This is a genomic window from Flavobacterium fluviale (genome assembly GCF_003312915.1).
GTDB classification, from domain to species: domain Bacteria; phylum Bacteroidota; class Bacteroidia; order Flavobacteriales; family Flavobacteriaceae; genus Flavobacterium; species Flavobacterium fluviale.
Window position 1 is genome coordinate 3141193 of the sequence record NZ_CP030261.1, and the last position, 13791, is coordinate 3154983.

General features: G+C 34.4%; 7 protein-coding genes. All 7 read left to right on the forward strand.

Features of this window, described 5'->3' with window-relative positions; translation table 11 throughout:
- Nucleotides 1-216: 216 nt before the first annotated feature.
- Nucleotides 217-2382, forward strand: coding sequence for a TIM-barrel domain-containing protein (locus HYN86_RS13835; RefSeq protein ID WP_113678565.1), 2166 nt, complete (start codon nucleotides 217-219; stop codon nucleotides 2380-2382).
- Between the two features lie 6 nt (nucleotides 2383-2388).
- Entirely contained in the window at nucleotides 2389-4746 is a 2358-nt protein-coding gene (locus tag HYN86_RS13840; protein WP_113678566.1) for a GH92 family glycosyl hydrolase, read from the forward strand.
- Between the two features lie 12 nt (nucleotides 4747-4758).
- Nucleotides 4759-5742 carry a glycoside hydrolase family 43 protein gene (locus tag HYN86_RS13845; protein WP_113678567.1) on the forward strand — a complete coding sequence of 328 codons (984 nt, stop codon included), beginning with the start codon at nucleotides 4759-4761 and terminating at the stop codon, nucleotides 5740-5742.
- A gap of 637 nt (nucleotides 5743-6379) precedes the next feature.
- Entirely contained in the window at nucleotides 6380-7321 is a 942-nt protein-coding gene (locus HYN86_RS13850) for an ROK family protein (RefSeq protein WP_113678568.1), read from the forward strand.
- A 60-nt stretch (nucleotides 7322-7381) separates the two neighbouring features.
- Nucleotides 7382-8413 (forward strand): LacI family DNA-binding transcriptional regulator, encoded by a 1032-nt coding sequence (locus HYN86_RS13855; RefSeq protein WP_113678569.1) that lies wholly within the window; start codon nucleotides 7382-7384, stop codon nucleotides 8411-8413.
- A 650-nt stretch (nucleotides 8414-9063) separates the two neighbouring features.
- Complete coding sequence (locus HYN86_RS13860; RefSeq protein ID WP_205334603.1) at nucleotides 9064-12147, forward strand: SusC/RagA family TonB-linked outer membrane protein; 3084 nt, start codon at nucleotides 9064-9066, stop codon at nucleotides 12145-12147.
- 12 nt (nucleotides 12148-12159) lie between these two features.
- Complete coding sequence (locus HYN86_RS13865) at nucleotides 12160-13785, forward strand: RagB/SusD family nutrient uptake outer membrane protein (protein ID WP_113678571.1); 1626 nt, start codon at nucleotides 12160-12162, stop codon at nucleotides 13783-13785.
- The last annotated feature ends 6 nt before the right edge of the window (nucleotides 13786-13791 follow it).

Genomic DNA, 13791 nt, shown 5'->3' on the forward strand with positions numbered 1-13791 from the left:
AATGCAGTAATTGACTTAGTGCAAAAATAAATATTCTGCTATAGGAAGGTCAGAAATGGCGGGAGTTCTTCTAAATATTCCTTCAATTTAAGAACACTTTTAAAGTAAAAAACACAAAATAAATCAACATTTTGATAAATATACTAAAACGTTTTAGTAGTTTTGTTATTGTTGATTTATAATAGTTTACTAACATTTCAATTACTAACTAACCACATGAATTTTAAAACCACCTTAATTTCCGTTCTCTTTATTACGCTTTCTATACCTATCAATGCACAAGAAGTTCCATTACAAAAAACTTCGCTTGTGGGGAATCGAATTGTTGAATTTATTCCAAAAGGGTTTGATAAAAGCAAAACACCTTCCTTGATACTTGCTTCAGAACCAAAATCAAAAGGCAAAGTACCATTAGATTGGACTTTAATTCCTGAATTTAGATTTCAAAATAATAAGGCAGGTGCCGTTTTAAATCTTCAGGGAAATATAAGTCTGTATGGAGGAGGGGAAGTTACAGGACCGCTTTTACGCAACGGACAATCGATAAAATTATGGAATACCGATACAGGTGCTTATAGTGTTGAAGGCGGAAAAAGATTGTATCAAACGCATCCTTGGGTTATGGGGGTTCGACCAGACGGCTCTGCTTTCGGAATTATATTTGACAGTACTTGGAAAGCAGAATTAATTACAAATTCAGATCAGATTATTTACAACTCTGAAGGTGCTTTATTTAGAGTTTACCTTATTGATAGAGAGTCTCCGCAGGAAGTTATAAAAGGACTTTCAGAATTAACAGGAACAATCAAACTGCCTCCACGCTGGGCTTTGGGCTACCATCAATGCCGATTTTCTTATGATAGTGAAAAACGTGTTATGGAAATTGCCGATACTTTTAGAGAAAAGAAAATTCCATGTGACGTCATTTGGATGGATATAGATTACATGCAGGGTTATCGAGTTTTTACTTTTGACAGCATTAGATTCTCCAATCCTAAAAGATTAAATGACAATTTACATAAAAAGGGTTTTCGTGCTGTATACATGATTGATCCTGGAGTAAAAGTCGATAAAGATTATGATGTCTACCAATCAGGCTCGCAGAATGGTGTCTGGGTAATGAAAAATAATGGAGAAGAGTATCACGGAAAAGTATGGCCGGGAGATTGTGTTTTTCCTGATTTTACAGATCCTAAAACTCGAAATTGGTGGGGCGGACTTTATAAAGATTTTTTAAATACTGGAATTGATGGGGTTTGGAACGACATGAACGAACCTGCTGTAAACGATAATGATTTTCCAGAAGACAAACGCCTCGGAACAATGCCTTACGATACACCGCACAAAGGCGGAGGAAACCTGCCTCAAGGCCCGCATTTACTGTATCACAATGCATATGGACGTTTAATGGTTGAAGCATCTTATAATGGAATTTTAAAAACAAATCCAGACAAAAGGCCTTTTCTTCTTACACGGTCAAATTTATTAGGAGGACAGCGTTACGCAGCGACTTGGACAGGTGATAATTATGCAGGCTGGGATCATTTAAAACTTTCTGTACCAATGTCTCTTACTTTAGGGCTATCAGGTCAGCCTTTTAATGGACCGGATATTGGAGGTTTCTTAGGAAATACAGATGGCGATTTATGGGCAAACTGGTTGAGTTTTGGTGCTTTTATGCCTTTCGCACGCGGACATGCCTGCGCAGGAACAAATGATAAAGAACCTTGGGCTTATGGTGCAGCAATCGAAAAAACTTCTCGTATTGCTCTAGAACGTCGTTATCGTTTACTGCCGTATTTGTACACGCTTTTTTATGAATCTTCTAAAACTGGACTACCTGTAATGGCTCCTGTATTTTTTGCGGATAGTAAAAATTCAAGTTTAAGAGATGAAGAACAAGCGTTTTTGTTAGGAGAAAATCTTTTGGTTGTTCCTTCATTTGCAAAAAAGCCTAAACTTCCTTCTGGCATTTGGGAAGAATTAAATCTTATTGAGGGGGAACAAAACGATAAATATCAGGCAAAACTGAAAATAAAAGGCGGATCCATTATTCCTGCTGGTAAAGTAATACAAAACGCAGGAGAGAATTCTTTTGACCCGTTAAGTCTTTATGTTTGTCTTAATGAAAAAAATACTGCAAAAGGAGAATTATATCTGGACGCGGGAGACGGATTTGGATTTGAAAAAGGAGATTACGCTTTAGTCACTTTTGCCGCTGAAAGAAAAAATGATACAGTTTTAGTAAAAGTAGCTAAAACAGAAGGAAAAAGAAACAGCAGCGCCGAAATTCAAAAAATAAATGTCAATTTGTTATTGAATGGTAAAATATATATTGGTTCTGGAACTCTTAAAAAAGGAATTACAGTTACTTTAAAATAATTGATCATGAAAAATATCTTAGTAAAATGCTGTTTTACAGCTGTTATCTCTTTAATGAGTAACGCAGTTTTGAGCCAGCAGTCAAATAAAAAGTTGTCTGATTATGTAAGTCCAAATATTGGAACGGCACACAGCCGCTGGTTTTTTTATACACCCGCAGCAATGCCATTTGGGCTTGCAAAACTAGGGCCATCAACAAATGCGCATTTAGGAAACGAACAAGGCTGGGAAGCCACTGGCTATGATGATAGAGATACTTCTATTGAAGGTTTTGCTTGTCTGCATGAATTTCAAGTAGGAGGCATTGTCTTAGCGCCTTCAGTAGGTAAAGTACAGACCATTCCTGGAAAACTTGAAAATCCCGATGAAGGATATAGATCTAGATTTGATCGAAAAGACGAAAACGCCACATCTGGATATTATTCGGTACTGCTCAAAGATTATAATATTAAGGCAGAGCTTACTGCGACAAAAAGAGTTGGTTTTCAACGTTATACTTTTCCTAAATCCTCTCAATCCAATATTATTTTTGATATTGGCAACAGACAAGGTGAGAGCGGAGCAGTTAAAGAATCAAAAGTTCAAATTACGAACGACGGTAGAATAGAAGGTTACGTAATCACAATACCAGAATATGTAAAAAAATATCAGGCAGGTGCCGAAGTGGCAATGTATTTTTCAGCCGTTTTAGATAAAAAGCCAGCCGCTTTTGGAGTATTCAATAAAAAAGAAACCAAAGCAGGCGATAAAGAAACCACTGGAGAAGGTTCTGGAATTTATTTAACGTTCGATACGAAAGAAAATGAAATGATTACGGTTAAAATTGGGTTGTCGTATACTTCTATTGCAAATGCCAGATTGAATCTGGATACAGAAGCAAAAAAGTTAAATTTTGATAGTGCAAGGAAACAAAGCCTGAACGTTTGGAACGATTATCTTGGCAGAATAACGGTTGAAGGAAAAAATGAAAATGATAAAATTAAATTCTATACAGGTTTATACCACGCTTTATTAGGCCGCGGATTAGGAAGCGATGTAAACGGCGCTTATCCTATGAATAATGGAAAAGCAGGTCAAATTCCGTTAGATTCAAAAGGCCAGCCTAAACACAACTATTATAATACAGATGCCATTTGGGGCGGTTTCTGGAATCTAACACAGCTTTGGGCATTGGCTTATCCAGAATATTATGCAGACTGGGTTCAAGGTCAATTACTGGTTTATAAAGATGCAGGATGGCTTGGAGATGGTATTGCAAACAGCAAATATGTATCTGGTGTTGGAACAAACTTTACTGGACTTGCCATTGCATCGGCATATAATGCAGGGATTCGAAATTTTGATATTGAAAAAGGTTACGAAGCGGCTTTAAAAAATGAATTGGAATGGAAAGACAGAATTGAGGGAGCAGGAAAAATGGACGTGAAGCAATTTGTAAACTTAGGCTATTCCCCTTTTTTAGATAATATGGAATATAAAACAAATACAGAAGGTTCTGGATTTTCTGCATCTCATACTCTGGAGTATTCCTATAGTGCGTATGCCGTAGCGCAATTTGCAAAAGCATTAGGAAAAACTAAAGATTACGAAAAACTCATCAATCTGGCAGACGGATGGAAATTGCTTTATGATAAAGAAACAGGTTTTATAAGACCCAAATACGCTGATGGAAAATTTATAAAAGATTTTAATCCATCAGAACCATGGCGAGGATTTCAAGAGGGAAATGCCTGGCAGTATACGTTTTATGTTCCTCATAATGTAACAGAATTAGTGGCGACTTTAGGAAAAGATACTTTTAATGACCGATTGAATGATATTTTTACGAAATCTCAAAAAAATGTTTTTGGAGGAGGAACAAAAATAGATGCTTTTGCAGGATTATCTGGATTTTATAACCATGGAAATCAGCCTAATTTACATATTTCATGGCTTTTTAATTTTTCGGGAAAACCGTATCTTACACAAAAATGGGTTCATGCAATTTGTGACGAATTTTATGGAACCGAAGGAATACATGGCTATGGCTACGGTCAGGACGAAGATCAAGGTCAATTAGGCGCTTGGTATGTAATGTCATCTATTGGATTGTTTGATGTTAAGGGGCTGACAGATATTAATCCCTCATTCCAGATAGGAAGTCCATTATTTGATAAAATTACCATTAAGCAATCTGACAAAGACAAAAATAAAGTCTTCGTGATTGATGTGAAAAACAATTCTAAAACCAATGTATATCTTCAAGAAGTAAAACTGAACGATGATAATTTAAAACAGCTTTCAATCGAACTAGCCGCCATTAGAAAGGGAGGTATTTTAAATATGAAAGTAGATGCCAAACCCGCAAATACATGGTCTAATTAAATTGATTATTTGATGAAAAATATTGTATGTTTTCTTACTGTTATTTTGTGTTCAAAAGTAATTGCTCAGTCAGCAGATTTGAATAAGACAAAAAATAACAATCCGATATTTAAAGGATGGTACGCAGATCCCGAGGCTATTATTTTTGATAAAACGTATTGGGTTTATCCGACTTTTTCGGCTCCATACGAGAAGCAGGTTTTTTTTGATGCTTTTTCATCAAAAGATCTAACGAATTGGACAAAGCATCCAAGAATTTTAGACACCGCAGCCGTAAAATGGGCAAAGAAAGCAATTTGGGCACCTTCAATTATTAAACATAAAAATAAATATTTTCTCTTTTTTGGAGCAAATGATATTCAAAGTGATAACGAAGCAGGAGGAATTGGCGTTGCTGTTGCCTCAAAGCCCGAAGGTCCATACAAAGATTACTTAGGAAAACCATTAGTTGACAAATTTTATAATGGCGCGCAGCCTATCGATCAATTTGTCTTTCGAGATAAAGACGGACAGTGTTATTTAATTTACGGAGGCTGGCAGCATTGTAACATAGCAAAGTTAAAACCCGATTTTACTGGTTTTATTCCGTTTGAGGATAAAAGCGTTTTCAAAGAGATTACTCCAGAAAATTATGTTGAAGGGCCTTTTATGTTTATAAAAAATAATAAATATTACTTCATGTGGTCTGAAGGTGGCTGGACAGGTCCAGATTATTGTGTGGCGTATGCAATTGCAGATTCTCCAATAGGTCCCTTTAAAAGAATTGGAAAAATTTTAGAGCAAGATCCTAAAATTGCTGTAGGAGCAGGGCATCATTCCGTTATAAAAATACCCAATTCTGAGAAATATTACATCGTTTACCACAGAAGACCGCTTACTGAAACCCATGCAAATTCGAGAGAAACTTGTATGGAAGAAATGCATTTTGATGAAAATGGTTTTATAAAACCTATAACAATTACTAACGAAGGTGTAAAAGCCCAAGTAATTAAATAGCAGTAAAAGATATAGCCGTAGAATGTAAAAATGTTTTATGCGTTTTTTAAAGAAGCAGCTTTAGAATTTTTACGATAAAACCATTTTTAAAAATTTCATTTTTATTGGAAAAAAAATACACTTTATTTGGTATACTAAATCGTTTTAGTATATTTGTTAATCTTAATTTTGTTTTTGAATAAATCTTATGAAATTAAATACATTATTATTAATTAAAAATAATAATAACTAATTAGTTCATAGTATTCAAATTTAATTAAGATAAAAAGGAATATTTGGTAAATGATAAATTTTGATCGAATCAAGATTTATGTCCAGCATGAAACTAAAATATCCTTTATTATTTTATACTGCTTTTTTCAAGTAAAACTTATTGACAAAATTGATCAAAAACAGTATAAAGGATGAAATTCTAAATTTCCCATTTTAAAATTTAAATCTTTGGTTGTTTTTATAAATACTTAAAAGCAAGGTAAAGAATAGTATTGTTTTTTGATAATAAAGTATCAAATGCTAGAAAACTTTCTTTTTAGGTTTGAATTCTAGTTCTTAATCTCTAAAAATGTCTCATTTCAAATGAGTTAAAGTAAAAGGATAAACAAACATTAATTATAAATATAATTAAAATAAAAAATAAATGGCAATAACAATAGGTGTAGATATTGGTGGAAGTCACATAAGCAGCGCAGCAGTTAATACGAATGACTTTGTAATAATTTCCGAAACATACTTTAGCGGAGCTATTGATAATAAGGCTTCTAAGGAAGTGATCATAAAAAAATGGGCAGAGATTATTAATAAAACGATTAAGGCAGTTCAGGAAAAATCAGAATATGCAGAAACAGATAAAATTGGAATCGCTTTTTCTATGCCGGGGCCTTTCCAGTATGAATCTGGAATTGCCATGTTTGAAGGAAACGATAAATATGAATCCTTATACAATGTTTCCGTTTCCGAGGAACTTTCAAAATATTTAAATGTTGCAAATATCACTTTTAGATTTTTAAATGATGCCAGCTGCTTTGGAGTGGGAGGCTCACTTTTAGAAAATGCTGCCTCTTCTTCTAAAATAATTGCAATTACACTAGGAACAGGTTTTGGTGCGGCTTTTTTAGATAATAAATTGCCAATTACGCAAGGAAATAATGTACCTCATAATGGCTGCCTGTGGGATAAACCATTTAAAGATAATATTGCGGATAGTTATTTTTCAACCAGATGGTTTTTAAATGAATACGAAAAAAGTACAGGCGAAAAATTGACAGATGGTGTTAAAGAAATTGCCGCAATAGAAAACTTTTCGACCGCTAAAATTTTCGATGAATTTGCTGAAAACTTAAGCGGCTTTTTATCCCCTTTTATTATTGATTTCGAGGCAGATCTGCTTATTATAGGTGGTAATATAGCAAAATCACATCGCTTGTTTTTGTCGAAACTTCAAGAAAATTTTAAAAGCAAAAATATAAATACAACTATTTCTATTGTTGAAAATACAGAACAGATAAGTATTTTAGGTTCAAGTTATTTGTATGATGAAATTTTCTGGGAGCAAATTAAGACTGAGCTTCCGTATTTTTAAATACGTAATACTTTGCTATATTTGAACAAAAGTGAGGATTTTAAATAAATTTAATCTAAAATGAAGAAAAAACCTGTTTCCATTAGAAATATTGCCGATGAATTGAAGATTTCGGTAACAACTGTATCTTTTGTATTAAACGGAAAAGCAAAAGAAAAACATATTTCTCCGGAACTTACAAAAAAGGTTTTAGATTATGCGAAGCTCATTAACTACAGACCAAATCAGATTGCACAAAGTCTTAGAACGGGAAAATCAAAGCTGTTAGTTTTTATGGTTGAAGATATTTCTAATAGTTTCTTTTCTCAGCTTGCCCGTATTTTTGAAGATATAGCTTATGAAAAAGGGTATAAAGTTATTTTCTGCAGTAATGAAAATGATGATGAAAAAGCCAATGAACTGATAACTTTATTTAATTTTCGTCAAGTTGACGGATTTATAATTGTTCCGTCTCCTGGAATTAGAGATACTATCGAAAATTTAATAAATGATAATATACCCGTTATCTTATTAGATAGATTTTACGAAGGACTTGATTGTAATAGTGTAGTGATTGACAATGAGCAAGCTTCCTTTGACGCTACGCAGCATTTGATCGATAATAAGTTTAAAAATATCTGTTTTATTAGTACCGCATCAGATCAAAGCCAGATGTACGGGCGTCTGCATGGTTACGAGAAAGCAGTAGAAAAAAATGGTTTAAAGCCGTATGTTCTTCAGATCCCTTTTGAGCAGATTATAAAAGGAAAAGGAAAAGAATACATTAAAAAGTTTTTCGAACAAAATAAAGATCTAGATGCTGTTTTCTTTTCTACCAATTATCTAGCTCAGAGTGGTTTAGAAGTTTTAAAAGAAACAAATCAAAACTTGATTAAAGATTTAGGACTTATTGCCTTTGATGACAACGATATGTTTAAAATTTATGATCCTACTATTACATCTGTCGCTCAGCCTTTAGTAGAAATTAGTTCTAAATTGATGGAAGTAATGCTGCCGCTTTTAAAGAAAAAAGATGTTTCTGAAACGCATCAGAAAATTGTTTTAAAAACAGAATTAATTATTCGCGAATCTTCATTAGCAAAACAAAAATAAAATATACATTTAATATTTTCGAACTAACCTGATTATCATTTTTGCGATTGATTTCAGGTTATTTTTTTGTCTTTTTTATAGTTTAAAAAGTTCTATTATTCCTCCAACTTGCCTTTCCATTTTGCCTTTTTTGTGTTAACATTTCTTTTTTGATTTGGATAATTATTTCAACATATTTTTTCGTCTTTCATCGGGTTATTTTGGTTTCTTGTCTTTTGAAAGATGTTATTCGTCTTTTTTAGGAGTGAAATTCAGCTAAATCCCGCTAACTTTCATTTTAACTCTAATTTAGTACTTTGATTTAATAATTGTTTTACAACGTTTTCGTTTGTATTTTTTAAATAATTATTGTCATTATCGCATATATTCAAGAATATCTTTAAAAATTAACAGTAAAATTATATTTAGTAAAAAATATTTTTTTTTACTAAAACGTTTTAGTATGTTTGCTAAGAGTTAATAAGTTATTACAGTGTGTGTTAGTTTTTTTAGCGATTAAGAATTCCGGAACCATTTAATCAAACAAAAAAATTACTGCTGTTTTACTGCTTAATCAGGTTGATCTCCAAACCTGTTTTTTGTCTTTTATTATTAATTCAATTATTGCTAACTAACCAAAATATTTCATGATGAAACATTCGAATTGCAGAATGAAAAGGATGCTCTATGCGCATTTTTTTCTCACAATTGCTTTGCTTTTCTGCGGGTATAACCACATAACCGCGCAGAATCAAAAAACTCAAGTTTCCGGGGTTATAACTTCTCTTTCAGACAACCTCTCCCTTCCAGGTGCAACTGTTATGGATGTAAGTGATCCTAGGAATGCGGTAAACGCAGATTTTGACGGGCGTTACACCATTTCATTACAAAATGGCAGTACAACTTTAAGATTTACAATGATTGGATACAAACCAGTCGACATAAAAGTGAACAATAAAAGTGTTATTAATGTGGCTATGGATCTTGATGTATCAGCTTTAGATGAAGTGGTAGTGGTAGGTTATGGTACACAGAAAAGAAAGAAAGTAGTTGGAGCTATCGATCAGGTTAATAACGAGGCTTTTAACGGCAGACCAAACGTGAATACAACGCTGGCATTGCAGGGAAAAGCGCCAAGTTTAACAATCCAGCAGACTAATTCTGAACCTGGTGCAGGATTGAACTTGAATATTAGAGGTATCAGTACATTGGGAAATAATAGTCCGTTAATTGTTATTGACGGAATTGTGGGCGGAGATATTAATGCGCTAAATCCAGCCGATATAGAAAGTGTGTCTGTTTTAAAAGATGCGGGAAGTGCTGCAATTTACGGATCTAGAGCTAGTAATGGAGTTGTTCTTATTACTACAAGAAAAGGTAGTAAAGGAAGCCCTATGACGATTCAATACAGCAGTCTTGCAGGTTTCAATACACCTAAATTCTTTACAAGTCCCGTGCATGGTTACGAAAATGCGATGTTGAGAAACGAAGCAGCTTATAATTCTGGTGAATCAACCGCAGTCTTCTCTGCAGCAGAAATTGCTGCATTAAAAGCAAAAGGAGATACAGAATGGTTTGCAGAAGAGATCGTTAAACCAGCATTACAATTAAATCAGAATCTTTCGATTTCTGGAGGGAACGAAAATTCAACTTACCTAGTTTCTCTCGGTTACTTGGATCAGGAAAGTAATTTTGTTGGACCAAAAAAGGGAATGGAACGCTATAATTTCAGAATTAATCTTACTAACGAATATGGCAAATTTAAACTGACTTCTACATTAGCTTATTCCAAACAAAAAATTACTGATCATTCGTCAAGCACGAGCACCTTAATGGTAGATGCATTCAGGGTTCCCTTGTATTATACTCAAAAAGATGAAGATGGAAATTTCCTTACAAATGATGTCTTACAGCAATTTAACTCGCTGGGTATTTTAGAAAAAGGAGGTTTTCGAAAATACGATAACGATGATGTTTTTGGAGCCTTTAATGCGGAATACAAATTGACAAGTGATTTGAAAGTGAAAGGTGTATTTGGAGGACGCCTATGGTCAGGAAATATGTACGCTAGAACTATGCAGGTTAATTTCTTACCGCAGGGTATTTATGGTGCAGATCGGGACACTAACGAAGAAAATCAGAAAAGTCTTGATTTGAATACACAGTTCATGTTAGAATACGCAAAAACTTTTGGCAATCATAATGTTAGTGCTTTAGTTGGTTATTCTAACGAAAATCGTTCAGAGAGAAGATCGGCTTTGTATACAAAATTTAATGACCCAGATTTAGGAACACCAACCAGCGAAACAGTAATTGGAAAAAATTCCTTTACTTCGAACGGAACAGATCCCAATGGTAATCCGGCTTCTTCAAAAAGCAGTTTAAATTCTCTTTTTGGCCGTGCTGGTTACGATTATAAAGATAAATATTTTGCCGAATTCAGTTTTAGATATGATGGTTCGTCTAAATTCAGAGATGAAGTCCGCTGGGGATTCTTTCCATCAGTAACTGTTGGATACGGACTTACAAAGGAGGATTTTATGGAAAGCTACAGAGATAATGTAGGAAACATTAAACTAAGATCTTCTTATGGAATTTTAGGAAATCAAAATGTTGGAAATTATCAATACCAAACGACATATTTCACTTTCCAAAATGCATACGGATTTAATAATGGTGGAGTAAGCGGAACGGGCTATAACTTCGCTAACCCTGATATTCAATGGGAAAAAGCAGCAACATTTAACGTAGGTCTGGATGCTGATTTCTTTAAAGGAGCGCTAAGTTTTTCATTTGATTTCTTCGATAAAGTGACTTCGGATATTTTAGTTCCGCCTCAAGTACCTGGAGTTTACGGTACAGATCTTCCAGATTTTAACTCTGGTAAAGTCGGAAATAGAGGATGGGAAATAAGTGCAACTTACCGTCATAAAGGTAAAGCTGTAAACCAAAGTTTGACTGTAAATTTTGGAGATTCAAAAAACAAAGTACTTGAATTTGGCGGACAAGAAAGACTAACAGGCGTAGAAGAACTGCAAGTAATACTTCGTGAGGGACTTCCTTTTAATTCGTATGTTGGCTTAAAAAGAGACGGTTATTTTCAAAGTGTTGAAGAAATTCAAGGAGCAGCAGTTCCAGAAGGAATCACAGTTCAGCCGGGAGATAATAGATATGTAGACTTAAACAAAGACGGGAAGATTGATGACAATGATAAATTCGTCTTCGGAAATCCATTTCCTAGATACACATTTGGTGCTACATACAACGTTGATTATAAAAATTTCGATTTAAGTGTTTTCATTCAAGGAGTTGGAAAGAGAACAATGATGATAAGAGGCGAACAAGTTGAACCTTTTCACTACAATTATGGTATGACCATGTACACGCATCAATTGGATTACTGGTCACCTCAAAATCCAGATGCCAGATATCCTCGTCTTGCCAATAACGGTACACAATCGAACACCAATAACTTTAGAAGAGGCTCTGATATGTATTTGTACGATGGAGCTTACGCAAGACTTAAAAATGTGCAGATAGGTTACTCATTATCAGATGATGTTGCTAAAAATTTAGGGATGAGTAAATTCAGAGTTTACGTTTCAGGACAAAATCTGCTGACATTGTCTAAAGTTAAATTTGTTGATCCAGAACTTTCTGAGTTCAATAACAGTATGTCAACTTCAGGAGCAAACAGCGGCAGGGCTTACCCTACGCAGGTATATTACGGAATGGGTGTTGATGTTAGCTTTTAAAAAAGAAATAAAATGAAAAATATACTTAAAAAAATAAAATTCTTACCAGCAGCAGCACTTTTGTTAGTTGCGGGTTGTGAAGATCTTGACCTTGTACCTGAAAACCAATTTACAGATACAACCTATTGGACAAGCGTAGATAAAGCACAGACTTTTCTAAATACAGCATATTCACAAATGCAGAAAAGCCAGTATTTCTTTTATAATGAAGCACTTTCAGATAATGCGTATAACGGCAGAGGAGACAATGCAGGAGCAGCATCAATAGGTGCCGGGTTATACGATCCTTCATTAGCAAGAATTAAAGAAGAATGGAAAGATAGATACGCAGGTATTAAAACTTGTAATCTTATATTAGAAAATATAGATCGTGTACCTAATGCAGATGCAGCTGTTATTGACAGAATGAAAGCTGAAACACGTTTTTTGAGAGCTTTTCAGCATTTTCAATTGACAACTTGGTTTGGAGATATTCCGCTGATAAAGAAAGATCCATCTCTGGAAGAAGCGACATCTATAACGAGAACATCTCATACAGAAGTAATTCAATTTATCTTAAGTGAGCTTGATGCTATAATTCCTGTTTTACCAAAAAACACGCAATTAGCAGCCGCTGATAGAGGAAAAATCACTGCTGGTGCTGCCGCCGCTTTAAAAGCCAGAGTTCTTTTGTATGAAGGAGATTGGGCAGGAGTTGTACAGGTGACGGAACAATTTATGGCTATGAATTACGGTCAATACAGTCTTTTTTCATCTTACGAAGGATTGTTTCTTCCACAAAATGAATACAATAGCGAAGATATTTTAAGCTTACAATATGTTCCTCAATTTAGAATGTGGGGTGAGTTTTTTGATATGGCACCACTTTCTGCAGGGGCAAGGTTAAATGCTTTGGCTCCGACTCAGGAATTGGTAGACAGTTATTTAATGCTGAACGGAAAGAAAATCAATGAAGCTGGTTCCGGTTATAATGAAGACAATCCATACGTTAACAGAGATCCAAGATTAACAGGAACAGTAGTTTACGATCAATATGTATGGAAAGAGGCTGATGGTTCATCTCATGTAATTTACATCAAACCAGGTTCTTCACCAGGAAATGCTACAGACGAATTTGTACAGGGATCTTCTGCAACACCTACAGGCTATTACACACGTAAGTACTATGATCCACAGCATTTAACATCTTTAAATTCAGGTTTAAACTTAATGTTATTCCGCTATGCAGATATATTGTTAATGTACGCTGAAGCTAAAAATGAGCTGAACCAAATGAACAGTTCAGTTTGGGATCAGACCATAAAAGCTTTAAGAACACGTGCAGGTTTTACAGATGGAGCAGCTTTAGGATTTAACAGTGCTCTGGGACAAGCGGGACTTAGAGAAGTAATTAGAAATGAACGTCGTACAGAATTTGGAATGGAAGGTTTAAGAATCTTCGATATCAGAAGATGGAAAATAGCTGAAAATGTTTTAAACGGTTACGCACATGGAGCAAAGTTCGGAGTGTCATCTATAGACAACGGATATTTAAGAGTAAACTTAAGAGCTTTTGATCCAGCTAAACATTATTTGTGGCCGATACCAAGAGATGAGCGTTTGATTAACACTAATTTATCTCAAAATCCAAACTGGTAAAACTAA